The following is a 25,028-nucleotide window of genomic DNA, read 5'->3' as shown; positions in this document are numbered from 1 at the left end:
ACAGACTGACTTTCTGGCTATTTCTCCCTGACTTTATGACTGAAACTTTGCTCAACTTCGTTCAGATATCCGACATCCACCTGCGGGCTGGGTTGGCTCCAACCAACTGGTGGCTGTCGGCGGACCCGGCGGCGCTGCTGCGCAGGGCTGTCGAAGCTGTCCAGCGCCTGCCGGGGGTGGAGTTCGTCCTCTTTACGGGCGACCTGCTCGATCGAGCGGAGGAAGCCGCCCTCGATCAGTTCTTCGAAATTGTCGCCGATCTCCCCTGCCCCTACTATGTGGTGGCCGGTAACCACGACGTCGCAGTCGAGCCGGGGCCGGGGCAATTGGGCAAACGGGCACTGGCTCGACGGCTGGGATTGCCGGGGCGGCTTTTTTACAGCTGTGCCCTTAAAAATGGCTACCGGCTCATCGCCCTCGACTCGATCCCCGAGACTGCTCCCCGGATGCAGGGGGTACTCTCCGCCGAACAGCAGGCATGGCTGGGCGAGGAGCTACGAATCCACCGCGAAGAAGTAACAATCGTTGCCCTGCACCATCCGCCCATCGTCGCAGCTCCTGGCTGGGACTGGCGCTTTCGGCCAGCGGACAGTCTGCAATTGAGCGAGGCTCTGGCTGCAGCGCCGAACGTCGCAGTGCTCGTCAACGGTCACCTGCACTTTCCGCGCTTCTGGCGCACTGGCCGCCGAGCGCACCTGAGTGCCCCGGCCCTCGGTGGCCCCCCGAATGCGATCCGCCCGATCCAGATCCTTCGCGAGGCAGGCCAGGTCTATCTGCGCTACGACTGGCTGCCGGTGCGCCCAGAGGGGCAAACGCCCCTCTGGTACCCACTGGTGACAGGCGGCAACTGCGATCGCTCTGGCCGGATTGCCCTCCCGCTACCGGCTCTCCAGTTCCAGGACGCTCCCGCCGGGATCCCGCGCCTCTGAATCTATTTCAAAAGAAGCCACCACCGGCACATGATCGGAGGGCGAGTCTGCGGCGCGCATCTGTCGGTCGATCCAGCCTGCTGTGCAGCGCGCTGCTAAAGGGGCGCTCACCCAGATCTGATCGATGCGCATCCCGAGGTTGCGCCGGAAGGCGGCGGCGCGGTAGTCCCACCAGCTAAAAAGCCCCGCCTCTTCGGTGTGGATGCGCAATGTATCGATAAGACCCCATTGCTGCAGGCGGGCGAGGGCGGCGTGTTCGTCCGGGTGAAAGAGCACCTTGCCCGCAACAGCCTGGGCGTCGTAGACGTCGCGGGCCTCCGGGGCAATGTTAAAGTCGCCGCACAGCAGCACCGCACCCTGGGGATCAAAGTCGCGCTCGAACCACCGGTACAGCCGTTCGAGCCAGGCGAGCTTGTAGGCAAATTTTTCGGAACCGACCTCCGAGCCGTTGGGAACATAGACGTTGACGACCTCGATACCGGCGATCGTCGCTGCGATCAGCCGCTTCTGGGCAGTCTCGTCGTCTCCCGGCAGGCTGGAACGCACCTGGGATATGGGCAGGCGGCTGAGGATGGCAACGCCGTTGTAAGCTTTCTGGCCGCTGTAGACGACCTGATAGCCCACCGCTTCGATCGCCGCTTTCGGAAAGCGCTCGTCCGGGATCTTTGTCTCCTGCAGACAGAGCACGTCCGGACGGTGGACATTCAGCCAGTCGATCACCTGGGCGAGGCGCACGGTGATCGAATTGACGTTCCAGGAGGCAACGGTCAGCGTGTTCACGCTCTTGAGACTATCACCGCCCGGTGTCAGCGCTGAATGGAGATGCCTGTAAAAAATCGTGGTGTTAAAATAAGTGCTGTACATCCTGATGAGAAACGTTCAATGTACGGTTACTCCGATTCGACGGGTCTAAATAGACAGCGGGAGTTGCGCGCTTCCAACCTGCCGGGCGCGTTTGCGGCGATGGGCATCTCTCTGGGCCTGACTGGAGCGATCTCCTGGTGGGCGTCCTTCTTGCCCGGCATCGCCGCCTGGTTCTGGCCGCTCATCATCGTTCAGTTCGGGCTGATCCTAGCGATCGGGACTGTACGTTCGTGGTCCAAAAACGCCGACAACCTCTCGCTGGTCTTGCTTTTTGTTTATGCCGGTGTCACAGGTCTGGTCCTCGCACCGATCGCGAGCATTTATCTAGCCAGCAGTGTCGGCCAGGGCATTTTGCTCAAGGCGCTCGTCTCTGCCGGAGCGACGTTCGCAGCGGGGGCGATCTACGGCTGGACGACCAAAAAAGATCTGAGCAACTGGGGCAGCATTCTGTTTATGGCCCTGTTGGGGATCATCATCTCCTCGCTGCTCAACATCTTCTTGCTCAAGTCGCCGGTCACGGATCTGGTGATCTCGTGGATCACGGTGATTGTCTTCACCGCCTTTACCGCCTTCGATCTGAACATGGCCCGCGACAACCGCTTCAACCAGACCGCCGGCCAGATCGCCTTGAACCTCTACCTTGATTTTCTGAATTTGTTCCTGGCTTTCTTGCGCATCTTCGGCGGCAGCAGCCGCGACTAGGTTTGCAGGGGGAGGTATTCAGGGAGCCACCAGGCTCCCTTTTTTTGGGCGGCTGAGCACAGGTCAGTTTGTGGCCCCCGCTTTTTTAAGGAGCTGGATCATCTGGGCATCGTTGTGTTGCTGGGCTGCCATCAGGGCGGTCCAGCCGCTGTTGTTGCGGATGTTGACGTCGGCACCAGCTGAGATCAAAGCCTGAACGACGGCCAGATCGCCCCGCGACGCCGCCGAGAGTAGAGCCGTCCAACCAGCGCTGTTTTTGGCGTTGGGGTCAGCCCCTGCCTCCGCGAGGGTTTTGATGAGAAGCGCATCGCCCTGGGCAGCGGCGAGCATCAGGGCGGTCCAACCGGCGTTGTCGCGGCGGCCAACGTCCGCTCCCCGCACGAGCAGGGTACGGACATTGACGGTGTTGCCGTCGATGACACTGCGCATCAGGGGCGTGCGGCCATTGGCGTCGGGTTCGTTGACGTCCTCGGCGAGCGGTGCGGCGGCAGCTTTGAGGGCGGGCGGCCCGATAGCGATCACCTGGCGGCGGTTGTCGATCGTCCAGGAAGGAACGCGGGCGAGAAAACTCTGCCCCAGAAGCAACAGGCCCGCGCTGCCGCCGATGCTGGCTGGAACGTTGCGCACCTCGAAGCTGCCGACTTTGAGGCTGCGCAGCATCACCCGGCGGCGACGAACCGCCTGACCGCTGGCGTCGGTGTAGATGCGGTCGGGCAGGGCGTCCCGTGGCTGGAGCACCCCGGCCCGCACCAGCGACAGACCGACCTCGTCCGGGATCGACACCTCCGCTGCTCCGGTATCGACGATGAAGTTGAGGGTGAGGGCGTTGTTGATCCGCACCGGCAGCTCGTAGATGCCGTTGACTCGCCGGAGCGCCAGCTCCTCCGCCCAACCGCCAGGCGCGAGCGCGGCAAAAATAGCGAGTGCCAGCGCAACGATTCGCCCGGCCTTCATCAGGCGGTCTCCTCCAGCCGGTGCTGTTCGCGCAGAATCTCGACTCCCCGGCTGGTACCGAGGCGATTGGCACCGGCGGCGAGCAGTTCGAGCGCCTGGCTGAGGCTGTGGACGCCACCTGCCACCTTGATGCCCAGCTGGTTGCGCACGACGCGCCGGAGCGCCTGAACATCTTCTGTCTTGACCAGGCCGGACCAGCCGGCGCTGGTTTTGAGCATACTGACACCGACATCGAGGCAGACCTCGGCGAGGTGTTTGCGCTCGTCGCCGTCGAGCAAATTCCATTCGAGAATGGCGCGCACCTCGCAGCTGACCGCATCGACGATCCGGCCCAGTTCTTCGTAGATAACGTTGTACTGCCCGGATTTGACAGCGCCGAGATTGACCATCACCTCCAGCCCGTCCACGCCCATCGCCGCCGCTTCCTCCGCCTCGTAGAGCTTGGCTGCCGCCGTGCTCAGACCGAGGGGAAAACCGACGACGGTGAAGATTTTGGGCTTTTGCTTGTGCAGTTGCTCGACGGCGAGCCGGGCATAGACAGGAGCGACACAGACGGCCCCAAAGCGGTAGCGCTGCGCTTCCCAGCAGATTTGACGAATATCGTCTGCGGTGGTGGTCGGCTTCAAGCAGGTCTGTTCGATAAAACCGGCCAGTTCGATCTCAGGATGGCTGCTGATCATCGGGATCGATCCTTTCAGTGGTGAATTTTTCAACAGAATACTCTGATTCGCTGGTTGGGATAGAGGAGCAGCGCCGTCCAACCGCTATTCTTGAGAAAAACAGGAAAGACAGATCATGGCGCAAGGTAGCGGCGAGCAGGACGGCTTTTTAGATGGGCTGGTGACGGGCGCTGTGATCGGAGCAGTCGTCGGCGGGGTACTCACGGGCTTGCTGATGCCACGGTTGCGCCGCGATCGCACCGCCGAGCCCGAGAGCGTGCCCCAGCAACCAGTGGCTCCGAGCAGCCTCGAAGATGCCCGGCGCGTGCTCGACGAAAAAATTGCCGAACTGAACCAGGCAATCGAGCAGACCCGCGATCGGCTCACCTCGACGAGCGCTCAACCCGACGAGCCGCCGGATCCGGCGGCACCTGCCGCTTCCCCCTGAGCGAAACGATCGACTACCCTAAAGAAAGAAGCATTCGGTGACGGTAGCGATGATCTCACAGACTCTGGCGGATGCGCTGGGAAATTTTATTCAGATCTACATTGTCCTGCTGTTTGTACGGGTGCTACTGAGCTGGTTCCCGAATATCGACTGGTCGCGCAATCCCTGGGCGATATTGAGCCAGTTGACCGACCCTTACCTCAACCTCTTCCGCTCGATCATCCCGCCTCTAGGCGGCATCGACCTCTCGCCCATCCTGGCGTTTCTGGCATTGCAGGTAGGCGGCCAGTTGCTGGTCGAAGGGCTGCGCTCCCTGCCGGTCTAAAATAGACCCACGCCAAACCGTAAGCAAGACTCATGACGACGACGATCCGCTATCGGGTGAGCATGGAACAGGCCCATGCCCACCTTTTTGATGTCGAGATGGTGATCGAAGGCTGGCAATCGGACAGTCTGTGGCTAAAATTGCCCGTCTGGACACCCGGCTCCTACCTGGTGCGCGAGTACAGCCGACATCTGCAGGATTTTGCGGTTCAAAGTGCCGCCGGAGCATCGCCGCGCTGGCGCAAGACCGCCAAGCAGACCTGGCAGGTCGAAACAGCCGGTATCGCCAGCCTGCACATCACTTATCGGGTCTACGCCAACGAACTGACCGTGCGCACCAGCCACCTCGACACCACCCACGCCTACTTCAACGGTGCCTGTCTGTTTCTGTACGTTCCCGGCCTCGAAGCGCTGCCCTGCGAGGTGAGCGTCGAGCCGCTCCATCCTGAATGGCGGGTGACAACGGCCCTGAGCGCAGTGGAGCGGCAACAAAACACTTACCGCGCTACCAGCTACGACGAGCTGGTCGATAGCCCCTTTGAGGTGGGCACCCACCGGATCATCCCGTTTACGGTGCTGGGCAGGCCCCACACCCTGGCAGTCTGGGGCAAGAGCAACCTCGATTTCAATCGCTTTTTGCCGGATCTCGAAAGTATCATCGTCACCGAGGCCAAGCTCTTTGGCGAATTGCCCTACGATCACTACGTCTTTATCGTCCACTTTGCCGACAGCTACGGTGGTCTTGAGCACCGCAACTCGACGACGCTACTCTATCCGCGCTTCGAGCTGCAGCCCGAAGAAAAATATTTTAAGTTTCTCAATCTGGTCGCCCACGAATTTTTTCATCTCTGGAACGTCAAGCGCATCCGGCCCTCGACTTTAGATCGCTTCGACTACGGGCAAGAAAATTACACCCGCGCCCTTTGGTTCATGGAGGGGGCGACCAGCTACTACGACGAGTTGATTCCCCTGCGGGCGGGCCTCTACAACCGCAAGCACTATCTAAAATTGCTGGGTGGGCAGATCAGCCGTTTTCTTGCTACCCCTGGCCGCCGGGTGCAGCCCCTCGCCGAATCGAGCTTCGATACCTGGATCAAGCTCTACCGCCCGAACGAAAATTCAGCCAACGCCCAGATTTCGTACTACCTCAAAGGCCAGCTCGTCTGCTTGCTTCTCGATCTCGACATTCGGCTGCAAACCGGGGGCGAGCGCTCGCTCGACGCGGCAATGCGCTATCTCTGGCAGCACTACGGCAGAGAGGATGTGAGTTTCCCGGAGGATGAGCTGGAGCAGATCATCGCCCAGGCAGCAGGATACGAGCCTGGCGACTTTTTCGATCGCTACTTGCGCTCGACGGCGGAACTCGATTTTGACGCTGGCTTTGCGCCCTACGGTCTGAAACTTGTCGCCCAGGGACTGGAGGACGCACCGCCCTGTCTGGGCCTGCGCACCCAGGAGCAAAATGGCCGCACCCTCGTGCAGACCGTCGAAGCCGATTCTCCGGCTCAAAAAGCAGGGCTCAACCACGGCGACGAACTGGTCGCTCTCGGCGGCTGGAAGGTGACCCACGCCACCCTCAAGGACCGCCTCGCGGAGCTGCAGCCTGGGACGGCTATCGAGGTGGCCTACTTCCGCCGCGAGGAGCTGGTGAGCAGCACGGTCTGGCTGGATGCACCGCGACCGACGGGCTATACCCTGAGCGTCTCCAACGACGCAACCAATGAGCAGCGCGAACGGCTCACAGCCTGGCTGGGTCCGGCTTAACGCTGTGTATCGAATGCGTGCATTTGGGCTCCCCAGCATTTAAGCTGGTTTTCCGCGCGATTGGCTTTCCCTCCTTGTCCAGGCTCCATCCCCTTGTGCTGCCAGTCAGTGTGGTGTTGCTCAACTCCATACTCACCTGGCTCAATTCCCGGCTCTCCGATCAAAGAGTCGTCACCAGCCCCCTGCTGTTGGGGGTGACGATTGGCTGTATTTTGATCATCGGCGTCCTCAGCTACCAGCTCAACAACGCCCCGGCCAAAGCTTCAGCTACCACCAGCGTCGAGGCGAGCAGTCCCGGCAGTGGCTGGTTCGCTTCTTTGTTCAAACGGCGCTACGCGCTTCTGGCGGGTATTGCAGTGCTGGAGGTGGTGCTGCTCGCCGTTGTCTTCTGGTGGGGGACGCGGGCGACGCTCCCAGCAGCCGCAGGCCACTCGATCGCCGTGTTGCCCTTTGAGAACCTCGACGGCGACAGGCAGAGTGCCTACTTCAGCGACGGCATGACGGTCGATATCACCAACGAACTGGGCAAAATCGCCGATCTGACGGTGATCTCCAGCGGTGCCGCCCTCCAGTACAAGGGCAGCAAAAAAAGCATCGCCGCGATCGCCGAAGAATTAAAAGTCAGCACGGTTCTCACCGGTTCGGTGCGCCGGGAGGGCAACCGCGTGCGCATCGTCGGGCAGCTCATCGATCCGCGCACCAGCGCCCAACTGTGGTCGGAGGACTACGACCGCAAGTTGACGGACGTGTTTGCTATTCAGGCGGACGTGGCCACCCAGATCGCCCACAAGCTCAAAGCAAAGCTCACCGACACCGAAAAAAACCACATCGATCAGGTACCGACGGCAAGCCTGACCGCCTACGACTTCTACCTCAAGGGCCTCGAATATTATCGGCGCACCAACAAAGCAGACAACGACCGGGCAATCGCTCTATTCAAGCAGGCACTGGCGATGGATGCGGACTACGCCCTGGCCTACGCCGGGCTCGCCCGAGCCTACAGCCGCAAGACGATCTACTTCGGCGAAGGGCTCAACTGGCTGGAGGCGGCGCTGCAGACCGCTTTGAAATCTGTTTCTCTCAATCCAAATCTGGCAGAAGGCCACACTGCTCTTGGCAACAGCTACTGGGACAAAGGCCAGGTCCGCCGGGCGCTTGAATCCTACCGCCGGGCAATCGCGATCAACCCCAACTATTCACCGGCGGTGAGCAGCTACGGCTCAGCCCTCTCCAATCTGGGCGAGCTGAGCGAGGCGGTGCGCTGGACCAAAAAAGCGATTCCCCTCGACCCGACCAACGCCAACCCCTACCACAACCTCGGCTTGATCTACGTCACCCTCGCCGAGGATGACACAGCGATCCAGTGGCTGCAAAAGGCGCTCGCGTTGCAGCCGGACGATACGACCGCTCTGGCGGTCTTGAGCGAAATCTACCTGCTGCAGAACAAACCCGATCGGGCGATGGCCCAGGCCCAGAAAATTCTCAAAGGTGACCCCGAGAGTCTGGACGGCCTTCCGGCGGCGGGCAACGTCGAGCGCTTCCGCCGCCGCTGGGGGGCCGCCCGCCAGTACTACCAGAAAGTGCTGGAACTCACCAGCGGCGACTTTGCCGCCAGCTCGAACGTACTGCAACCTACGACGGTGCTCGCCGACATCGAGAGCAAGTCGGGCCACGCTGCCGCTGCCCGTTCCCTGCTCGCAAGGAGCGTCAAAACCGACAAAGAGCGGATCGCCGCCGGCGATGAGACCTACTACTATCCGTTCGATCTGGCTGCAGTCTATACGGTCCGCAAGGACAGAGCCCAGGCTTTGCAGTGGTTGCGCAAGGCGATAGCAGCCGGACTGCGCGACTATCGCGGCACCGCCTCTGAACCAGCCTTCAGCAGCCTGCGAGCCGATCCTGACTTCCAGATTCTGATACAACAGATGAAGAGGCAGGTAGAGACGATGCAAAAACAGCTCGCTGCCTCCGACAGTTAGAGAATCGTGTATCAAGAATAGCGCTGTTGCTGGAAACTACGCTCTGACGGTTGCGGTCAAAGGTACCGTATGTTTCAGCCTCTACTCCTGCACTCTGCCGCTTTTGCCCTGGCAGGCTAGCTTGGAGGATTTGACAATATACAGAACTACCCTCATCGAGGAGCGATCATGGGAAGATTCTGGAAGGCAGCGGCAGCCAGTCTCGCTTTGAACCTGGCTATTAGTGGGATTGCCGTTGCTGCACCGCTGCGGGATATTGCCAGTTTCTGGGCGCGGCCCTATATCGAGACCCTCGCCGAGCGCCAGTTCGTCGAAGGTTTTCCGGACGGCACTTTTCGCCCGGACGCTCCGATCACCCGCGCCCAGTTTGCGGCGATGGCGCTCAAGGCTTTTGATCTGCCAGGCGGCGGCGAGCGCCCGGACTTTCGCGACGTCGATCGCAACTACTGGGCTGCCAGTGCGATCGCAGCAGTCAGTAAAAGTGGCCTGGTAGCCGGTTTCCCGGACGGAACGTTTCATCCGGAAGAAAACATCACCCGCGCCCAGGCGCTCGTCATCCTCTCGCGGGTGCTGGGCACCAACCGCCCGGACGCCGCTGCGACCTTACAGCGCTACGCCGACGCCCAGGAGGTTCCTGAGTGGGCCCGTTCGGCAATTGCCACCGCCGCCGACGCTGGAATTCTCGTCAACTACCCCGATTCGACGGTGATCGAGCCCAATAGCCTCGCCACGCGCGGTGCCGTCGCTGCCCTGTTCTACCAGACCCTCGCCCGCAGCGGTCAGTCCCTGCCGCCCCTTGAGATCGGCACCCTTGCCCCCAACGCTCCAGCCAACCCCGAAGACAGAACCTCACAGCCGTCCCAACCACCCGCCTCGAACGTCGCCGCCCGCAACGACCAGCTTGCGATCGAGCGGATCGTGATCGTCCCGGCGGTGCGCTCCTTCCGCTTTGGCGATGAACTGCTGGTGCGCGTCTTCGCCACACCGGGCGCACAGGCCAGTTTCAGCATCCAGGGTGTTGCCCAGGCGATTCCCCTTCAAGAAGTCGGCTCCGGCGTCTACGAGGGCAACTACACGGTCCGGCGCGAAGATCAAGGAAACAACGCCCGCATCGCGGTCTCGCTTCAAAATCAAACCGGCGGCAGCGTTACCCGGACAGCAGAAGGAACGTATACTTTCGTTTCCGTCCTCAATCGCTGATTTCCCTCTCAAGTCGGATGCAGGAGAGGTAGGATACGGTAATACTAGTGCCTATCCTCTCCGGTGATACTGTTCACCGAATGTCAATGGGAGCATGACGCATGTACACAACGCCCTGGAAGACAGTGGCAGGCGGTCTGGTTGCAAGCCTGGTATTTGGCGCAACCGCCCTGGCCGCAGATTTTAACGACGTGTCCGGTTACTGGGCTGAACCCTACGTATCGGGGTTGGCGGACCGCAACTTTATCGGCGGCTTTCCAGACGGCACCTTCCGTCCCAGCGCCCCGATCACCCGCGCCCAGTTTGCGGCGATTGCCGCCAAAGCCTTTAACCTGCAGGGCAGCGGCGGCAACGCCAACTTCAACGACGTAACAAGAAACTACTGGGCGGCGAACGCCATTGCGGCAGTAAGCGACAATGGCCTGGTGACCGGCTTTCCGGATGGCACGTTTCGGCCCGAAGAGCGGATCACCCGCGCCCAGGCGCTCGTCATCCTGACCAAAGCCCTGGGCAACCGCTACAAGGGTTCCTCCCAGGCTCTCGATAAGTACAACGATGTCCAGGCGGTGCCAGACTGGGCCCGGACAAGCATCGAAAAGGCCGCCGATGCCGGGATTATCGCCAATTTTCCGGACCCGGCGGTGATCGCGCCCAACAAGCTCGCCTCGCGGGGGGAGGTGGCCGCTTTGATGTACCAGACCCTCGCCCGCAGCGGTCAGAACCTGCCGCCCCTGTCGATCGGCCTGATTGGTGGAGGCCAGGGCGGCGCGGATCGCGGTGGTGCCCTGTCGATCGAGCGCATTGCCCTCTCCCCCAACAAGCCGTCCTTGCAACCCGGTGAAGTGCTCAACATTCGGGTGAGCGCTTCGCCTGGGGCGACGGGCAACTTCAGCATCCAGGGCGTTGCCCAGTCGCTGCCCCTGCAGGAGACCGACAGCGGCGTTTACGAGGGCAACTACACCGTCAAGCGCGGCGATCAAGAAAACAACGCCCGCATCGCCGTAACGCTGCGCAACCGCAACGACTCGATCACCCAGGAGGCAGATCGGCGGCTCTCGTTTGGGGCTGCACCCACCAGACCGGACTTTTTAGAAGGAAAACTGGTCCGGGGCAGTAGTTCGACCATCTACAAGGTCGAAAATGGCCGCCGCCGGGCGATTCCCAATCCCCAGACTCTCCAGGCGCTGGGCTACAGCTTTGATCAAGTTGTCAAACTGCCGGACAACCAGCTCAACACGATTCCGCTTGGCCAACCCGTTCCATCCCAGCCCTTCTTTGCCGACGGTGCTCTGGTCCGGGGCAGTGGTCCGACGATCTACCAGATCGAAAATGGCCGCCGCCGGGCGATCCCCGATCCCCAGACCCTCCAGGCGCTGGGCTACAACTTCAACCAGGTCAAAAAAATCTCCGACAGTCAGCTCAACGCCATTCCCCTCGGCGCACCAGTTCCCCCTTCGCGCTAACGGCTCACCAAAAAGCCACCGACAGGCGACTGTCGGTGGCTTTGCAGAAGCAGGTCGCTCAGTAAGCGTCCTGCAGTTCGTAAAAATCGGGGGTGACGTAGTCCTTGCGCATCGGCCAGCCGACCCAATCTTCGGGCATCAAGATCCGGATCAAGTTGGGATGGCCCTCGTAAAGGATGCCGTACATGTCGTAGGACTCACGCTCCTGCCAATCGGCGGTCTTCCAGATCCAATAGACCGAAGGCACCCTCGGGTTGTCGCGGGGCAGGAAGACCTTGATCCGGACCTCCGGCGGTCGATCGGCCCGGTCGCTCAGCTGGGTGAGGTGGTACATGCTCCCCAGTTGGGCACCGGGGCCTTCGTCGAAGCCGCACTGGCACTGCAGGTAGTTGAAGCCGTCGTCGTAGAGGGCTTTGGCGACGCGCAAGAGGTGCTCAGGCTCGACTTTGAGGATCTCGACGCCCTGGCGATCGAGGCCCAGCAACTCGTGGGGCAGACCGCGCGCCTTGAGCGAGTCGGAAATGGGGCCCTTGAGCGGTTCGATTTCAGTTGCCGGCGATGGCTGCAGTTGTTCTTCTTCCATGACGATGATCTTTAGGACTGTTCCTGTTTGGTCTTCTCAGGCAGCACCAGGGGCACCTCCATCGCCGCCACCAGCTCAGGCGGTGCCGCCTGGCGGGTGGGACTTTCGAGGTACTGGCTGGAGAGCGGTTCCGGCACCGCCTTCATCGAGTGCTGGGTCTGGTAGTAGCGGTGGGTCTGCTGCATCTGGTTGTAGCGCTCGCGGAAGTCCTCGCTGGCCATCTTCTTGCGCAGTTTGATGATCGCATCGAAGATCGCCTCGGGCCGGGGCGGACAACCGGGGATGTAGACATCGACGGGAATGAGCTTATCGACGCCGCGCACGGTGGTGTAGGAGTCGGTGGAGAACATGCCCCCCGTGATCGTGCAGGCTCCCATCGCGATCACGTACTTGGGTTCGGCCATCTGCTCGTAAAGTTGCACCAGCGCCGGAGCCATCTTCATCGTCACCGTTCCGGCAGTGATGATGAGATCGGCCTGGCGCGGCGTGGAGCGCGGTACCAGACCGAAGCGGTCAAAGTCGAAGCGCGAACCGATAAGCCCGGCAAACTCGATGAAGCAGCAACTGGTGCCGTAGAGCAGGGGCCAGACGCTGGAGAGCCGCGCCCAGTTATACAGGTCGTTGAGCGTGGTAAGCACCACGTTGTTGGTCAATTCGGAGGTGACTTCCGGGCGCTGGATCGGGTTGAGGAGATTCTTGGTTTCCATGACGATTCACGAGCTTTCGGGTCGGCAGAGCGCCTCAGGTCCATTCGAGGGCACCCTTGCGCCAGGCGTAGACAAGGGCAATCACCAGAATGGCGATAAAGATAAGCGCCTCGATAAAGGCGAGCAGCCCCAACTGGTTGAAGGCGGCAGCCCACGGATAGAGAAAAACGGTCTCCACGTCGAAGACGACGAAGACGAGGGCAAACATGTAGTAGCGGATGTTGAACTGAATCCAGCTATCGCCTCTGGGATCGATGCCCGATTCGTAGGTGGTGGTGCGGTAAGCGCCAGCAACCTTTGGCCGGATCAGCTTGGCGACGAGCAGAGCGAGGACGGGCACCAGGGCACTGAGCAGCAGGAAGATGAGCAGCGCGTCGTAGCCAGTAAGAACAAACACTCTGTTTTGTAAACGAATTGTTGACAATAACAGTGTAACCCACCTCCTGCGCCCGACAGGCAGACGTCCGCTCTCGCCTTGACACCCCCCTAGCCCGCTCGTTACGATCGCCTGGCAGGTTCGATTGTTCGGGCGTAGCCAAGCGGTAAGGCAGCGGGTTTTGGTCCCGCCATCCGGTGGTTCGAATCCATCCGCCCGAGCCTTTGCGTTTTTTGGTCAAGCGAGAGTTCTTTTTGCCAGAAGTGGTTATATTTGGTATTGCCAGCGCCTCTGCCTTAGGGCAGAATTATTACCTGGGTATTCTTACGCATCCATCCGCAGCATCTATGAGCACAGAGACTCTTGAGAAGAAGATTGTACAGCGCAAACCGATGCCGCTGTACAAAGTTCTACTGCACAACGACAATCACACCCCGATGGATTACGTCATCGAGGTGCTGATGAAGACGATTCCGAAGATGCAGCCCACCAAAGCGCGCTCGGTCATGCTCGAGGCGCACAACAGCGGTGTAGCGGTGGTGATCGTCTGTGCCCTCGAACACGCTGAATTTTATAGTGAAAGCCTTGGCCGTCATGGCCTGAACAGCACCTACGAACCGGACGGCTGACGGTCCAGCACGCGCTGGAGCACAGCGGCGTTGCCCCAGGCCAGGGCCCGCCAGTGCCGGCGTTCCGCTTCATCGAGGCTCCTGCCGCGCCGGTAGTGATCGATCCAGAATTGGGCGAGAACCTCCGGATCGTCCGGGAGTCGGGCGAGATCGCAGCCCGGCGCTTCGATCTGAGCGAGCAGTTGCGCCACCTTCGGGTCGTAGCTGATTCCCCAGACCCGGCTTCCGGCAGCGGCGGCGATCAGCACACCGTGCAGGCGCATCGCGATCGTCAGATCGACCCCGGCAAACAAGCTGCTGAGCCGCCTGGGGTCCGATTCGGCGACGACCTCGCAGCAGGGGCCGAGGCTTTCGGCAATCGCCCGCGCCAGGGCAACATCGCCCGGTTGCTGGAAGGGAACGCAGAGAATGTGGCTATCGGTGGCGCGCTGCAGACGTTCGAGGGCAGCGACGAGCACGCTCTGGCGGCGGGCGTCGAGGTCGAGATGGGGTCTGAGAACGACGGCAATCTGCGATTTTTGAGTCGGCGAAGGCGGGCCTGACAGCGGTTCGAGCCCCCAGACCGGATCGCAGACCAGTTCGTAGCGGATCTGCCAGCGATCGAGCAGTTGCGCCGAACCCCGGTCGCGCACGCTCACCGCTGTGCAACCGGCAAGGACGCGGCGGGTGTACTCGCTGCTCCAGCGGCTTTTGAGGGGACCCAGGCCCTGCGCCCAGGCGATCGTGCGCTTACCGAAGCTCTGGGCCAACTGCATCAGCGAGCCGTAGTAGAGCAAACTGGCTTTGCCCGTAACGTCCTGCATCAGGCTGCCGCCGCCCCAGATAAAAGCGTCGGCACCGGCGATCGCCTGGCTGACGCTGAATATATTCCAGCGATCGATGCAGGCGATGCCGTAGCGCTTTGCTGCCGCCTGTGGATGGGCTGCGAGCACGACCGGCTCGACATGGGCGGGCAGCATCTGCAGCAGGCTTAAAAGCAGAGCCTCATCGCCGCCGTTGCCGAAGCCGTAGTAGCCGCACAGGACGGCCCGCATCTAGAACTGCACCAGTTTGCGGCGCATCGCCTCGATGCACAGGGCTACCCGGCCATTGGTCTCGTTGGTGTCCTCAAGGGCGATGCCCAGCTTTTCTTTGAGGCGCTGGACGTGGTTCTGGACGGTTTTTTTGCTGGTGTAGATGCGGTCGGCCACGGCCTGGTCGGTGAGCGCTTCTTTACAGATGAGGCTCAGCACTTCGACTTCGCGCTCGGTGAGCTGCAGGAGGCCACGCAGTTCGCGGGGAATCTTTAATTCGCCGCTGAGGGCACTTTTTGCCCCCTCAAGAAACTGGGTGCGTCGGTCCATCTTGTTGACGGCAGCAAAACCGCCCTCGTGCTTGCCAATCGCCTCGCTTAGAGGCGTCAGCAGGAGCGGCTCGCTGGAGTAGACCATGACGCTCTGGTTGGGATAGTTCTGAAAGACTTCGCGCAGCAGGTTGAGCCCCGGTTCCCCCGACTGCTGGCCGCTGGTCTGGCCGTAGAGCAGATCGACTACGAGCAGATCCGGCTGAAATTCTTTGAGGCGCTTGCTCGCGGCAATCGGATCGGTGAGGATCTCGCAGTAGGCGTCGCCATCGACTTTTTGCAGCCATTCGCAGTTGTTTTTGGCGACCTCGGGGTGGTCTTCGACGACGATAAAGCGCAGGGCCATGATGTGCTTGAACGTATTTTTTATAAGGTAGCACTGCTGTTCCCCTCACCCCCCAGGTAGAGGAAGCTCCCCCCAGGGTAGGAAGATAGGCGACGGCCCGTTCACCCAGGATGGTGAGATAGAGCAAAATTATCGAACACTCGACTATGCAAAACTGGCTAAGCACACTGGTCACAGCTCAGCTGGCCGCAGGCGATTGGCCGGGCCTGTCCCTGGCTGCAGCCGGTCTGAGTGTCCTGGCGCTCGGGCTGTACTGGCTTGCAGGCGTCCTGCAGCGGCGCTACTTCAGCGCCCAGGTCCAGACAGATTCGTCGAACAAGGCGCGCAACCTGCTCGTACCGGAGCTGGCTCGCCTTTGTCTGTGGCTCCTCCGCCTGGGGATCGTCGCCGGCTGGCTTTATCTTGTCAGTGGTCTGGTCAATGCTGAGTGGCAACAGCAAATCTACGCGGTGCTCATCGGGCCTCTGCCAGGCATTTTGCTTGTGATCTCGCTGGGGGTCTTTGCGATCCGGATCGGCTACCGGCTCATCGATCTATTCTTCGAGGCGATCCGCGATGGTCGGCTTCTGGCGCGCGATCGCTCCCCCCGTCTGGAACTGCGCATCGGCACCTTCAGCGGCGTGCTCAAGGGCACCTTCACCGTCGTGCTTGTGACCATCGTCGCCGTCTCGGTGCTGGGCAAAGTCGGCGTCGAAGTGGGACCCATTATCGCCGGTGCCGGGATCGTCGGGCTGGCGGTTTCCTTTGGTGCCCAGAGTCTGGTCAAGGATGTGATCACGGGCTTTTTTATCCTGTTTGAGGACCAGTACGGCGTCGGCGACTTTGTTGTGATCAACAGCAACGACAGTCTGAGCGGCATGGTCGAGAACATGAATTTGCGGATCACCCAGCTGCGCAACAGCGAAGGGCGGCTGATTACCATCCCCAACAATGCGATCCAGACGGTGGCCAACCTGTCGAACCGCTTTGCCCAGGTCGATCTCAAGCTCACCGTCCAGCACGGCAGCGACATCGATCGGGCGATGGCGCTCATGGCGTCCGCAGTAGAGGCGCTGCGAAGCGAGGCGGACTGGCACCAGAAAATTCTCGAAGCGCCCAGAGTGCTCGGTATCGACGAACTGAGCGCCGGTGGCGTCGGGCTGCGGATGCTGGTGAAGACGGCTCCCCTGGAGCAGTGGGCTGTCCAGCGGGCGATCCGCTACGCCGTGCTCAGGGCGTTCGAGGGCGCAGGCATTCTGCTGGTCGGTCAAACTGCCCCCGCCGCCCCGCCCGCGCCGCTCGTGGTGGAGCTGTTGTCTGGCCGGGAGGAAAACGGCAAAAAAAGCTGAGCCCGCTCCAGCAGGAGAGCGGGGTATTATCCTGGGATCGAATCGCCCACGGACGCCATGAGTCACCGGACCGCCGCCCCGCGCCTGCCCGACTGGGTGCGCCGCTCGATCGGCACTGCTTCCCAGGTAAGCACGGTCGAAAAAATCATCAAGCAGCGCCAGCTGCACACCATCTGCGAGGAGGGGCGCTGTCCGAACCGGGCCGAGTGCTACGCCCAGAAGACAGCGACGTTTTTGCTGATGGGGCCGGTCTGCACCCGCGCCTGCGGCTTCTGCCAGGTGACGAGCGGCAGAGCGCTTCCTCTCGATCCAGATGAACCTGAGAAAGTAGCCGAGTCGGTGGCCCTGCTGGGCCTGCGCTACGTCGTGCTCACCTCCGTCGCCCGCGACGATCTTGCCGATCAAGGAGCGGGCTGGTTTGCGCGCACGATGGCCGCCATCCGCGAGCGCAACCCTGGAGTTGCGATCGAAGTGCTCACCCCCGACTTTCGCGGCGACGAAAATTGCATCGCCACCGTTGTCGCCGCCCGTCCTGTCTGCTTTAACCACAACATCGAAACGGTGCGCCGCCTGCAGAACTATGCCCGTAAGGCGGCGAGCTACGAGCGCAGTCTGGCCGTACTCGCCACCGTCCGCCGCCTCGATCCGGCGATCGCCACCAAGTCTGGCCTGATGCTGGGCCACGGTGAAACCCACGAGGAGGTCGTCCAGACCCTCGCCGATCTGCGCACCATCGGCTGCGAGCGCGTCACGATCGGCCAGTACCTGCAGCCCTCCCGCGCCCACCTGCCGGTGCAGCGCTACTGGACCCCTGCCGAATTTGCCGAACTGGAGGCTGCCGCCCGAGAGCTGGGCTTTGCCCATGTGCGCTCGGGGCCACTGGTGCGCAGTTCCTACCACGCCGGGGAACCAGAATAGCGCTATGGGCAGCCCAAAAGCCGGAATCATCTTCAACGACACCAAGCCCGCCGCCGTGCGAGCCGCCGTCGAACTGAATGACAAGCTCCTGACAGCGGGCTACCGGGTCTACCAGACCACCGGCTGGGGAGGCATCCTCGGCTTTCCGAGGCCCGACAGCCCCGTCTGCCACACGCCGATCGACCGGCTGGTGGCAGATGGCTACGACGAGGCGATGCAGTTTGCGATCGTGCTGGGCGGCGACGGCACGGTGCTCGCCGCCGCCCGCCAGGTGGCTCCCTTCGATATTCCGCTTCTGGCCATCAACACTGGCCACATGGGCTTCCTCACCGAGGGCTACCTCAACCAGCTCCATCCGGCCATCGACACGCTCCTCTCCGAGCAGTACATTCTCGAAGACCGCTCGATGCTGGAGGTGCGGGTCTTTCGCGACGAGCATCTGATCTGGGAAGCGCTCGCCCTCAACGAGGCCGTGCTCCACAAGGAGCCCCTCTCGGGCATGTGCCACTTCGAGGTCGCCATCGGTCGCCACAACGCCGTCGATATCGCCGCCGACGGCATCATCATCGCTACCCCCACCGGCTCGACCGCCTACGCCCTGGCTGCCGGTGGTCCGGTGGTCACCCCCGACGTGCAGGTGATGCAGCTCATCCCGATCTGCCCCCACTCCCTCGCCGCCCGTGGGCTGGTCTTCGCCGACACCGAATCGCTGGTGCTCTACCCGCCCACCAACCACGCCCACCTCATCCTCTCCCTCGACGGCAACTCCGGCTGCTACATCGTGCCGGGCGATCAGGTGCGCGTCCGCCGCTCCCGCTTTCGCACTCGCCTTATCCGCCTGCAGCCGCCAGAATTTTTTGCCCTCTTGCGCGAAAAACTCGGGTGGGGCCTGCCCCACATCGCCAAACCCCTCTCTGTAGAGCTGCCATAGATCGCTTCGGGGAACCTTGAGAAAGACGCGCTCCCGTGATAGAACAGGGGCAGGTGCATAGCTTTTGTTGCGCAGAGATTGCTGTTGGAGCAAGTCAGTCCATGAATGTACGCATGGCCGAGCCAGAAGAAATGGAGCAAATAGCCCGCGAGAAAGCAAGGGCTAGAGCTGCTTTCAATGCACTGGATCCAGAGCAGGCACAGCGCTATCTTGAGTTCAGTTTCCGTCCTCGCTCTTTCGAACTCATCGTGCCTAAGGGATGGGCTCTGGGTCTGCGCAAGCGACGGTGAGCCATCTCGGTACTTTTCTTGATCCTGCACTAGTGCAGGAAATCTTGTTTGAAATAACCGAGAGCGGCGCTGAAGTTGTGCTAGTTGGCGGACAGGCTGTCAACTTTTGGTCGATCCTCTTTGCGCGAGAAACTGCCAATTGGCAAGAGCTGCAACCTTACACGAGCATGGACATTGATTTTCTTGGCACCAGACAGGATGCAGAGTTAATTGGTCGCGCTTTAGGAGCAAAGATCACTCTCAACAAAAATATCGATGGTGGTACACCAAACACAGGTGTGCTGCTTGTTCAACGTAAGAATACAACTCTGCTGATAGATGTCTTGGGCAGTGTGTATGGTGTGAGTACAGAGAAAATCTTAGAGCAGGCTCTCGCCTTTATAGGTCGGAATGAATCAGCTGGTGTCAAGCTCAAAGTTATAGATCCAATCACACTGCTTGAGGGTAAACTCGCTAATCTTAAAGGTCTTCCCCAACATGACCGTCAGGATGAGAAACATATTAGATTATTACTGCTGGTAATTCCAGAGTTTGTTGCATCGCTGGATCTAAAAGGTCGGGAGTTTATAGAAGTTATCAAAGCTTTGTTCGCTCTAGCAGAAAGTAAAGAGGGCCTGTGTGTTTGGTATCAGTACAGCATTAGCGTTGAGGAGGCAGTTCCTTGGAGCTATTTGCAGGCTGAGACTTCAGAGGTGACATCCAGGTTTCGAGAACGAACTGTCAACGACAAACTTCAGAGGCTTGAAGCAAAACGGCAAAAGTACAAGCGGACTCGGGAGCAAGCGGAGAGCCGTGGATCTGCTCTCAAGCAAAAACGGCATCTGTAAATAAAATAGTCTTTCAAAGACTTCACAAACGATCCAAAACAGGTAACAGACTGCTCATGTAGCTCTGTCGGCTAGTCGATAATCTAGCGCTGGGGTTCGAGGGGCAGACGGGTCGCTTCGATTGGCTGGACATCGCGGATGCGGGGGGTGATGAAGACGAGCAATTCACTTTGCTCGACGGAGACGGAGGTGTTGCTAAAGAGTTGTCCGATCAGGGGCAGGTAGCCAAAAAGGGGCAGGCGGGTGACGTTCTCGTGGGTATTGTTTTGAATCAACCCGCCAATCTCGACGGTGAGGCCGTCTTTGAGAAGCAGGGTGTTGCGCACTTTGCGCCGGGAGATATTGGGGGCGGTGTTGGCGTTGGTCTGGGTACCGGCGACCGAAGATTCGAGGCTGAGGATGGCGAGCACGTTGCCGTCGGCCTGGACGGTCGGTTCGAGTTCGACCACCGTACCGGCGCGCAGGGTGTTGATGGTCGAAGTGTTGGAAGTCGAGCCGTTGATCGTGCTCTGGGCAGTAAGGGTGAGGTTGATGTCGGTCTGGACATCGAGGCTCGCCTTCTGGCCGCTTACCGTGCTCAGTTTGGTGTCGGTCAGAAGGCGGCCTTTGCCCTGGGTGACAAGACCGCTCACCACTTCGAGGATGCGGGCAACGTTGTTGAAGACGCCGACCGCTACACCGCCGGTGAGTTGCGAGGCGAGGCTGAGATTTGTCGAGCTGGTGGTGGTGTCGTCGCTCGTCGTGCCGGTGGCGCTGCCATTTTGTACCCCTTTGAGCACGTTGAGGTCGCGGGAGCCCGACTCGCTCAGTTCGACAATCTTGACTTCAAAGACCACCTGCTTAATCGGGGCGTCGATGCGGGCGAGCAACTGTTTGACCTGGCGGCGGATCGCCTCGGTGCCACTTATGACGACGGCGTTGCGAATCGGGTCCGCCTTGATGTAAGGGGCGAGGCTGGCTGGAACAAGGGTGTTCACCGTCTTGGCGGAAGTGTAGCTGAGGGGTACGACATCGGTCTGCTCGAGCAGGCGGCTGGTGAGGGTGCCGGGGGTGGCATCGGCGATGAGGTAGATAGCATCCTCGTGGAGGTAGCCGAAGCGGGTACCGCCCAGCAGATGCCCCAGCGCCCGCTCGAAGGGCACCCCCGCCATCCGGCCCGTCACCCGGTCCTGCAGGATGCCTTTGATCACCAGCTGCACCCCGGCCTGGTTGGCGATGTTCTCGATGACAGAACCCAGTTCGGCATTCTTGACGTTGAAACTCACCGGTCGCTGGGCAGGATCGCTGCCGCCGCCCGCCTGGACGATGCCGCTTACCAGGGGAGAAAGACCGGCGGTGGCAGGCTTGCTCACGATATAGACGTTGTCCTCGGTACGAACAACTGTTAATCCGGCAGCAGCGGCGACGGCGGCAAGGGCAGCGCTGAAACTGACCTTTTCGAGGTTAAGCGTGATCCGACCGCTCACCGAATTTTCTAAGATCACGTTTGCCCTGGCAATTCGGCCCAGCAGGGTGAGGGTGCCCGGCAGATCGCCGCTGCGCACCTTAAGCGTCAGCGGCTCAGCGGGCGGCTCCCCTCCCCAGGCCGACGAGAAAGAAAATAGCATCAGCAGCAGCCCCAACGACCCGCTCCAGCGGCGCATCGCCACTTACCTCGCTTACGGAATTGAGGGCGATTGTCTTGTTTAGCCTAAAAAGCGCAGCCGGCAACCAGCCCGCTCGATCGTGCAGATTTGTCCCCTACCGGAGGTAGAGTCTGAACTTCGACCGATAGCGAGCGTCTACAGAGCAGTTCCCCGCCCAACAGGAGTTTTACCCAGTCGGCGTCCCCTCTATACTGGGTCGCGGTTATCGTACTTTCTGACAGGAGTGTGCTCCGCTATGCTCAAACCTATTTTGATCCGTAGTCTGTTGAGTTTCTGCGTGCTCACAGCTCCGGTCCTGGCCCAGGTCGAAGGGCCTGCCCCCGGCGGCAACCTCAGCAATCTCAACCTCTCCTCCGACCAACAGGCGGCCCTGCGTCAGGCGGTGCGCGACTGCCGCGAGCAACAGAGTTCCCAGAGCCCGGATAACCAGCGCACCTGCGTGCGCCAGCGCCTCGGTACTATCCTCACACCTGAGCAAAAACAACAGCTCACAGGTGATCGTCGCCAGCCGGGCAATGGCTATGGCTATGGCGTCGAGTCAGGCGGTGGTCCTGCCAACTTGAGCGACCAGCAGCGCGCTGCCCTGCGCCAGGCAATCGAGCAGTGCCGCAGCGAGCAGCCGCAGCAAGATCGTGAAGCGATGCGCGCCTGCGTCCAGCAAAAGCTGGGGAACGCCTATTAGACGCCCAAACAAAAAGGTGGCGGCAACGCCACCACCCAGAGAGCCTTACAAGTTATGTAGTGCTCTCGATTCTACACTATTTCTGCCGGATTTGCGTACTTTCTTTAGGCTCGACGGCGCAGGCGCAGCTTGCGGCGGCCAATGGCTTCGATGCACCGCATCGTCTGTTCCTGGGCTTCCTGGTGTGAGAGAAACCCGACGAGCGGCCCCCAGCGTCCACCGTTCGGGTCGATCAACTCAGCGATGAAGCCGCGCCCGTAGCCCGGTTCGACCGCTCGGGTGAGAATCGTCCACCCTGCGTGTTCGCGAAAATGTGTACCGAATGTTCCTGGTGCTTGAATACTTGACATCGTTGCCCCCTACAGTGTTGCCTGCGATCTGGCAGGTGCTGTCAGTATAGATGCTCTATTTTGTGGACAGGCTGCGGTTTTAGCTAAAAATTTGTGCTCTGCCGTCGGGGCAATCGACGACAGCCAGCAAATTGCGAGTGCCAGGAGCCAGACTTGAACTGGCGACACGCGGATTTTCAGTCCGCTGCTCTACCAACTGAGCTATCCCGGCTTGCATCAACGAATACCTATTCTGGATCCAGCCAAACATGAATGTCAATCGTCCGCGCCCGCTCTGCACCAGAAGATGGGTGGCCTGCTTGAAGAATATTTATAGACTGAGAGGAGAATCGAAGTTGGGGGTACGGGCGTGCAGAGCACTCAACCGCGCGAGCGCCATCTGGTGATTGCCGTGCTTGGCGATGAGCCGGCGGCGCTGGAGGCTTATCGCTCTCTGCAGAGGCAGGGGCTTTCGCCCGAAAATATCGCGATCGTCGGCAGAGGCTACCGCGACGCCGACGCTGTAGGTTTCGCCGATCCGCTGCGGGTCGCAAAGCAGCGCGCCTGGCGCACCGCGAGCTTAACGGGGTTGATTGGCCTGGTCTTTGGCTTTTTATTTAACTGGCTTACGCACATCGACATTGTGCCGGATAACCGCATCCTGAGCCTGGTAATTGCCGCGATCCTGGGTGGACTCTCGGGGATTTTGGGCGGGCTACTGGTTGGCGGTGGCGTCGGCTTCGTCTTCGAGAGCGGCGAATCGATCGCCTACCGCAACCGGATCGAGCGGGGCAAGTACCTGCTGCTTATCGAAGGCAACGAGCAAGTCGCCAACCTGGCCCAGCGGGCTCTGCGCGACAGCCGGGCCACCGAGGCCATCGATCGCTATTACTTTCGCGACTGATTACTGGGCCGGCAGAGCCCCCGGTGCGATCACCTCCGGCGAACGGGCCAGCTTAAAGATCGCCTCCAGAATCTGCTGCGCCCCGGCGGCCTTGAGATCGTCGGCAACGGCAGAGCCGAGGGCTTCTGGATCGTCGGCGGGGCCGCTGCGGTGGGCACGCACCAGTTGCTGGCCGTCGAGGGAAGCGACGACGCCCTGTAGGCTGAGGGTCGTGTCATCTTTGATCTCGCTGTAGACGCCGATCGGTACCTGGCAGCCCCCTTCGAGGGCGCGCAGCATTGCCCGCTCTGCCCGGCAGCGCAGGGCGGTGGGCGGATGGTTGAGGCTGGTGAGCAGTGCGAGTATCGCCTCATCCCCGCTGCGGCACTCGATGCCCAGGGCCCCCTGGCCGACGGCGTGCAGCGAGATTTCCGGAGGAAGAATGTCGCTGATCCGGGAAGCCATCTCACTGCCTAAGCGCTTGAGTCCTGCGACTGCAAGCACGATCGCGTCGTACTGCCCTTCGTCGAGCTTGCGCAGGCGGGTGTTGAGGTTGCCGCGAATATCTTTGAAGCGGAAGCGATCGCCGTAGTGGTGCTTGAGCTGAGCGAGCCGCCTGAGCGAGGAGGTGCCCACCAGAGCGCCGTCAGGCAGTTGTTCGAGGTTCGCTGCCTCCAGATCCTGGCGAATAATAACGGCATCGCGGGGATCTTCGCGCTCGGTGATCGCTCCTAAGATCAGACCTTCCGGCAGGATGGTGGGCAGATCCTTGAGCGAATGAACGGCAAGGTCGGTGCGCCGATCGAGCATGGCGGCTTCGAGTTCTTTTGTAAAAAGCCCCTTGTCGCCGATCTTGGCCAGGGGGACATCGAGAATCTTGTCTCCCTGGGTCTTCATCTCAAGGACGCTAAATTGCGTCTCAGGATGGGCGCGCTGCAACTCGCCCTGGACCCAGTGGGTCTGAACCAGCGCCAGCTGAGAATCGCGCGAACCGATACAGACAGTGCCAGACACGCCGCCAACTCCTACTGCAAAAGCTTTCTCAGCATAGCTGAGCGGCTTCATACCAGGGCGGGAGTGTTAATGCAGGTAAACTGGGAGGGTCTGCTTCGAGAATCACCTTGATCGTGCGTCTGCGCAAATCCATTGTTCGTCGCGCATCGCGCAGGCATTCGGCCATCGAAAATCAGTTGCGCCTGCAGCAAAAAATTCTGGCTGCTCCCGAGGGTGGCAGCGTTGCCGCCTTTTTTGACATGGATCAGACGCTGGTAGCGGGCAACTCCTCGCTTCTTTATGTGCAGCGCGCCGTGGCCGAAGACAGAGCCGCGATGAGCGATCTATTTAAGACGATCTACTACTACCTGCTCTACCGCCTCAACCGCCTGTCGATGGATGCGATCTTAAAGCCGACCCTGGAGGGCATCAAAGGCAAGCCAGAAGCCGAGTTCATCCGTTTTTGCCGCCAGATTGCGCTGAGGGAACTCTTGCCCAGGGTGGCGGCCCAGGCCCAGACGGTCCTCGAATGGCACCGCGCACGCGGCCATCGCTGCGTGCTGCTCACCGCCGCCATCTCCTACCTGGCGGAACCGCTCGCCCACGCCCTGGGCATGGATGCGGCGCTCTGCACCCACCTGGAAGTCGAAGACGGCCTTTTTACCGGCCAGTTTGCTGGGGTGGGCCTGTGCTACGGCGAGGGCAAGGTCAAGGCAGCCCAACTCTGGGCGAGGGCAGAGCGGCTGGAGTTGATGGATAGCTTTTTTTATACCGACAGTGCTTCCGATCTGCCGATGCTGAGCGCGGTCGGCATCCCGATCGTCGTCAATCCCGATTGGGCGCTCAAGCGCCTGGCCAGACGCAGAGGCTGGCTCGCCTGCCGCTGGCCGCGCCGCCGCTGAACGCATTTGCGATCAGTTAGAATAACAAAG

At 60.9% G+C, this 25,028-nt stretch carries 28 protein-coding genes and 2 tRNA genes; 18 read left to right on the top strand and 12 right to left on the bottom strand.

Annotation, left to right across the window (positions count from 1 at the left end):
• Window positions 1-35 precede the first annotated feature (35 nt).
• On the top strand, window positions 36-929 hold the full coding sequence (locus GKIL_RS05360; RefSeq protein ID WP_023172415.1) for a metallophosphoesterase: 894 nt from the start codon (window positions 36-38) through the stop codon (window positions 927-929).
• Here GKIL_RS05360 and xth read toward each other — a convergent pair.
• Window positions 879-1,700 (bottom strand): exodeoxyribonuclease III, encoded by an 822-nt coding sequence (gene xth / locus GKIL_RS05355; RefSeq protein WP_041244387.1) that lies wholly within the window; start codon window positions 1,698-1,700, stop codon window positions 879-881. The genes GKIL_RS05360 and xth overlap by 51 nt on opposite strands.
• A gap of 111 nt (window positions 1,701-1,811) precedes the next feature.
• On the opposite strand from xth, the gene GKIL_RS05350 reads away from it, so the two are divergent.
• Window positions 1,812-2,495, top strand: a complete 684-nt coding sequence (locus GKIL_RS05350) for a Bax inhibitor-1/YccA family protein (protein WP_023172413.1) — start codon at window positions 1,812-1,814, stop codon at window positions 2,493-2,495.
• 63 nt (window positions 2,496-2,558) lie between these two features.
• Here the strand turns inward: GKIL_RS05350 and GKIL_RS24115 are convergent, their stop codons facing one another.
• Window positions 2,559-3,449, bottom strand: a complete 891-nt coding sequence (locus GKIL_RS24115; RefSeq protein WP_023172412.1) for an ankyrin repeat domain-containing protein — start codon at window positions 3,447-3,449, stop codon at window positions 2,559-2,561.
• The gene (gene deoC / locus GKIL_RS05340) at window positions 3,449-4,129 is read right to left on the bottom strand and encodes a deoxyribose-phosphate aldolase (protein ID WP_023172411.1); all 681 of its coding nucleotides are present in this window, start codon (window positions 4,127-4,129) and stop codon (window positions 3,449-3,451) included. The genes GKIL_RS24115 and deoC overlap by 1 nt, the downstream gene beginning before the upstream one ends.
• Before the next feature lie 115 nt (window positions 4,130-4,244).
• Between deoC and GKIL_RS05335 the strand changes: the two genes are divergently transcribed.
• From GKIL_RS05335 to GKIL_RS22330, 6 genes are all read left to right on the top strand, one after another.
• Entirely contained in the window at window positions 4,245-4,556 is a 312-nt protein-coding gene (locus GKIL_RS05335; protein ID WP_023172410.1) for a ssl2009 family thylakoid membrane protein, read from the top strand.
• Between the two features lie 49 nt (window positions 4,557-4,605).
• On the top strand, window positions 4,606-4,881 hold the full coding sequence (locus GKIL_RS05330) for a YggT family protein (RefSeq protein ID WP_023172408.1): 276 nt from the start codon (window positions 4,606-4,608) through the stop codon (window positions 4,879-4,881).
• Between the two features lie 32 nt (window positions 4,882-4,913).
• Complete coding sequence (locus tag GKIL_RS05325) at window positions 4,914-6,644, top strand: M61 family metallopeptidase (RefSeq protein WP_023172407.1); 1,731 nt, start codon at window positions 4,914-4,916, stop codon at window positions 6,642-6,644.
• A gap of 116 nt (window positions 6,645-6,760) precedes the next feature.
• Complete coding sequence (locus tag GKIL_RS22340; RefSeq protein WP_144080322.1) at window positions 6,761-8,623, top strand: tetratricopeptide repeat protein; 1,863 nt, start codon at window positions 6,761-6,763, stop codon at window positions 8,621-8,623.
• Window positions 8,624-8,791: 168 nt separating this feature from the next.
• Entirely contained in the window at window positions 8,792-9,823 is a 1,032-nt protein-coding gene (locus GKIL_RS22335; protein ID WP_023172405.1) for an S-layer homology domain-containing protein, read from the top strand.
• Window positions 9,824-9,924: 101 nt separating this feature from the next.
• Window positions 9,925-11,286 carry an S-layer homology domain-containing protein gene (locus GKIL_RS22330; protein WP_023172404.1) on the top strand — a complete coding sequence of 454 codons (1,362 nt, stop codon included), beginning with the start codon at window positions 9,925-9,927 and terminating at the stop codon, window positions 11,284-11,286.
• 58 nt (window positions 11,287-11,344) lie between these two features.
• Here the strand turns inward: GKIL_RS22330 and GKIL_RS05305 are convergent, their stop codons facing one another.
• Genes GKIL_RS05305 through ndhC form a run of 3 tightly spaced genes read right to left on the bottom strand, consistent with a single transcriptional unit; the run spans window position 11,345 to window position 12,973 of the window.
• The gene (locus tag GKIL_RS05305; protein WP_023172403.1) at window positions 11,345-11,869 is read right to left on the bottom strand and encodes an NAD(P)H-quinone oxidoreductase subunit J; all 525 of its coding nucleotides are present in this window, start codon (window positions 11,867-11,869) and stop codon (window positions 11,345-11,347) included.
• Window positions 11,870-11,880: 11 nt separating this feature from the next.
• Window positions 11,881-12,576 (bottom strand): NADH dehydrogenase subunit K, encoded by a 696-nt coding sequence (locus tag GKIL_RS05300; RefSeq protein ID WP_023172402.1) that lies wholly within the window; start codon window positions 12,574-12,576, stop codon window positions 11,881-11,883.
• Window positions 12,577-12,610: 34 nt separating this feature from the next.
• Entirely contained in the window at window positions 12,611-12,973 is a 363-nt protein-coding gene (gene ndhC, locus GKIL_RS05295) for an NADH-quinone oxidoreductase subunit A (protein ID WP_023172401.1), read from the bottom strand.
• A 128-nt stretch (window positions 12,974-13,101) separates the two neighbouring features.
• On the opposite strand from ndhC, the gene GKIL_RS05290 reads away from it, so the two are divergent.
• Window positions 13,102-13,173, top strand: a tRNA-Gln gene (locus GKIL_RS05290).
• 126 nt (window positions 13,174-13,299) lie between these two features.
• On the top strand, window positions 13,300-13,581 hold the full coding sequence (gene clpS / locus GKIL_RS05285; protein WP_023172400.1) for an ATP-dependent Clp protease adapter ClpS: 282 nt from the start codon (window positions 13,300-13,302) through the stop codon (window positions 13,579-13,581).
• On the opposite strand, the gene csaB is transcribed toward clpS, so the two are convergent.
• Window positions 13,563-14,615: a polysaccharide pyruvyl transferase CsaB gene (csaB, locus tag GKIL_RS05280; protein WP_023172399.1), complete on the bottom strand. Its 1,053-nt coding sequence runs from the start codon at window positions 14,613-14,615 to the stop codon at window positions 13,563-13,565. The two genes, clpS and csaB, sit on opposite strands and share 19 nt — an antisense overlap.
• On the bottom strand, window positions 14,616-15,269 hold the full coding sequence (locus GKIL_RS05275; protein ID WP_023172398.1) for a response regulator transcription factor: 654 nt from the start codon (window positions 15,267-15,269) through the stop codon (window positions 14,616-14,618). It lies immediately after the preceding gene.
• Between the two features lie 146 nt (window positions 15,270-15,415).
• Between GKIL_RS05275 and GKIL_RS05270 the strand changes: the two genes are divergently transcribed.
• The 5 genes from GKIL_RS05270 (at window position 15,416) to GKIL_RS05250 (ending at window position 19,563) form a co-directional block, all read left to right on the top strand.
• Window positions 15,416-16,597: a mechanosensitive ion channel family protein gene (locus GKIL_RS05270; protein WP_023172397.1), complete on the top strand. Its 1,182-nt coding sequence runs from the start codon at window positions 15,416-15,418 to the stop codon at window positions 16,595-16,597.
• Window positions 16,598-16,654: 57 nt separating this feature from the next.
• Window positions 16,655-17,515, top strand: coding sequence for a lipoyl synthase (gene lipA, locus GKIL_RS05265; protein ID WP_023172396.1), 861 nt, complete (start codon window positions 16,655-16,657; stop codon window positions 17,513-17,515).
• A 4-nt stretch (window positions 17,516-17,519) separates the two neighbouring features.
• On the top strand, window positions 17,520-18,446 hold the full coding sequence (locus tag GKIL_RS05260; RefSeq protein ID WP_023172395.1) for an NAD(+) kinase: 927 nt from the start codon (window positions 17,520-17,522) through the stop codon (window positions 18,444-18,446).
• 101 nt (window positions 18,447-18,547) lie between these two features.
• Window positions 18,548-18,736, top strand: coding sequence for a hypothetical protein (locus GKIL_RS05255; RefSeq protein ID WP_023172394.1), 189 nt, complete (start codon window positions 18,548-18,550; stop codon window positions 18,734-18,736).
• Window positions 18,733-19,563 carry a hypothetical protein gene (locus GKIL_RS05250; protein WP_041243746.1) on the top strand — a complete coding sequence of 277 codons (831 nt, stop codon included), beginning with the start codon at window positions 18,733-18,735 and terminating at the stop codon, window positions 19,561-19,563. The genes GKIL_RS05255 and GKIL_RS05250 overlap by 4 nt, the downstream gene beginning before the upstream one ends.
• An 83-nt stretch (window positions 19,564-19,646) precedes the next feature.
• On the opposite strand, the gene GKIL_RS05245 is transcribed toward GKIL_RS05250, so the two are convergent.
• On the bottom strand, window positions 19,647-21,170 hold the full coding sequence (locus tag GKIL_RS05245; RefSeq protein WP_187293892.1) for a type II secretion system protein GspD: 1,524 nt from the start codon (window positions 21,168-21,170) through the stop codon (window positions 19,647-19,649).
• A 274-nt stretch (window positions 21,171-21,444) separates the two neighbouring features.
• Here GKIL_RS05245 and GKIL_RS05240 point away from each other — a divergent pair, with 274 nt between their 5' ends.
• Window positions 21,445-21,891 (top strand): hypothetical protein, encoded by a 447-nt coding sequence (locus GKIL_RS05240; RefSeq protein ID WP_023172391.1) that lies wholly within the window; start codon window positions 21,445-21,447, stop codon window positions 21,889-21,891.
• A 104-nt stretch (window positions 21,892-21,995) separates the two neighbouring features.
• Here GKIL_RS05240 and GKIL_RS05235 read toward each other — a convergent pair whose 3' ends face one another.
• On the bottom strand, window positions 21,996-22,241 hold the full coding sequence (locus GKIL_RS05235) for a hypothetical protein (RefSeq protein ID WP_023172390.1): 246 nt from the start codon (window positions 22,239-22,241) through the stop codon (window positions 21,996-21,998).
• Between the two features lie 138 nt (window positions 22,242-22,379).
• Window positions 22,380-22,452 (bottom strand) — tRNA-Phe (locus tag GKIL_RS05230).
• A gap of 138 nt (window positions 22,453-22,590) precedes the next feature.
• On the opposite strand from GKIL_RS05230, the gene GKIL_RS05225 reads away from it, so the two are divergent.
• Window positions 22,591-23,124 (top strand): hypothetical protein, encoded by a 534-nt coding sequence (locus GKIL_RS05225; RefSeq protein ID WP_023172389.1) that lies wholly within the window; start codon window positions 22,591-22,593, stop codon window positions 23,122-23,124.
• Here the strand turns inward: GKIL_RS05225 and hemC are convergent, their stop codons facing one another.
• Window positions 23,125-24,168 (bottom strand): hydroxymethylbilane synthase, encoded by a 1,044-nt coding sequence (gene hemC, locus GKIL_RS05220; protein WP_081705172.1) that lies wholly within the window; start codon window positions 24,166-24,168, stop codon window positions 23,125-23,127.
• 62 nt (window positions 24,169-24,230) lie between these two features.
• Here hemC and GKIL_RS05215 point away from each other — a divergent pair, with 62 nt between their 5' ends.
• Entirely contained in the window at window positions 24,231-24,998 is a 768-nt protein-coding gene (locus GKIL_RS05215; RefSeq protein ID WP_023172387.1) for an HAD family hydrolase, read from the top strand.
• Window positions 24,999-25,028 lie beyond the last annotated feature (30 nt).

The sequence above is a fragment of the Gloeobacter kilaueensis JS1 genome (assembly GCF_000484535.1).
GTDB classification, from domain to species: Bacteria; Cyanobacteriota; Cyanobacteriia; order Gloeobacterales; family Gloeobacteraceae; genus Gloeobacter; species Gloeobacter kilaueensis.
This window is presented reverse-complemented; position numbering and strand designations above follow the sequence as displayed.

Coding starts and splice junctions, on each gene's coding strand:
- GKIL_RS24115 (WP_023172412.1), bottom strand. CDS start 3,449: ATGAAGGCCGGGCGAATCGTTGCGCTGGCACTCGCTATTTTTGCCGCG.
- GKIL_RS05260 (WP_023172395.1), top strand. CDS start 17,520: ATGGGCAGCCCAAAAGCCGGAATCATCTTCAACGACACCAAGCCCGCC.
- GKIL_RS05350 (WP_023172413.1), top strand. CDS start 1,812: ATGTACGGTTACTCCGATTCGACGGGTCTAAATAGACAGCGGGAGTTG.
- GKIL_RS22330 (WP_023172404.1), top strand. CDS start 9,925: ATGTACACAACGCCCTGGAAGACAGTGGCAGGCGGTCTGGTTGCAAGC.
- GKIL_RS05335 (WP_023172410.1), top strand. CDS start 4,245: ATGGCGCAAGGTAGCGGCGAGCAGGACGGCTTTTTAGATGGGCTGGTG.
- GKIL_RS05275 (WP_023172398.1), bottom strand. CDS start 15,269: ATGGCCCTGCGCTTTATCGTCGTCGAAGACCACCCCGAGGTCGCCAAA.
- GKIL_RS05240 (WP_023172391.1), top strand. CDS start 21,445: ATGCTCAAACCTATTTTGATCCGTAGTCTGTTGAGTTTCTGCGTGCTC.
- GKIL_RS05245 (WP_187293892.1), bottom strand. CDS start 21,170: ATGCTATTTTCTTTCTCGTCGGCCTGGGGAGGGGAGCCGCCCGCTGAG.
- GKIL_RS05305 (WP_023172403.1), bottom strand. CDS start 11,869: ATGGAAGAAGAACAACTGCAGCCATCGCCGGCAACTGAAATCGAACCG.
- hemC (WP_081705172.1), bottom strand. CDS start 24,168: ATGAAGCCGCTCAGCTATGCTGAGAAAGCTTTTGCAGTAGGAGTTGGC.
- GKIL_RS05330 (WP_023172408.1), top strand. CDS start 4,606: ATGATCTCACAGACTCTGGCGGATGCGCTGGGAAATTTTATTCAGATC.
- lipA (WP_023172396.1), top strand. CDS start 16,655: ATGAGTCACCGGACCGCCGCCCCGCGCCTGCCCGACTGGGTGCGCCGC.
- GKIL_RS05270 (WP_023172397.1), top strand. CDS start 15,416: ATGCAAAACTGGCTAAGCACACTGGTCACAGCTCAGCTGGCCGCAGGC.
- GKIL_RS05255 (WP_023172394.1), top strand. CDS start 18,548: ATGAATGTACGCATGGCCGAGCCAGAAGAAATGGAGCAAATAGCCCGC.
- csaB (WP_023172399.1), bottom strand. CDS start 14,615: ATGCGGGCCGTCCTGTGCGGCTACTACGGCTTCGGCAACGGCGGCGAT.
- GKIL_RS05360 (WP_023172415.1), top strand. CDS start 36: ATGACTGAAACTTTGCTCAACTTCGTTCAGATATCCGACATCCACCTG.
- GKIL_RS05325 (WP_023172407.1), top strand. CDS start 4,914: ATGACGACGACGATCCGCTATCGGGTGAGCATGGAACAGGCCCATGCC.
- GKIL_RS22335 (WP_023172405.1), top strand. CDS start 8,792: ATGGGAAGATTCTGGAAGGCAGCGGCAGCCAGTCTCGCTTTGAACCTG.
- GKIL_RS05300 (WP_023172402.1), bottom strand. CDS start 12,576: ATGGAAACCAAGAATCTCCTCAACCCGATCCAGCGCCCGGAAGTCACC.
- deoC (WP_023172411.1), bottom strand. CDS start 4,129: ATGATCAGCAGCCATCCTGAGATCGAACTGGCCGGTTTTATCGAACAG.
- clpS (WP_023172400.1), top strand. CDS start 13,300: ATGAGCACAGAGACTCTTGAGAAGAAGATTGTACAGCGCAAACCGATG.
- GKIL_RS05235 (WP_023172390.1), bottom strand. CDS start 22,241: ATGTCAAGTATTCAAGCACCAGGAACATTCGGTACACATTTTCGCGAA.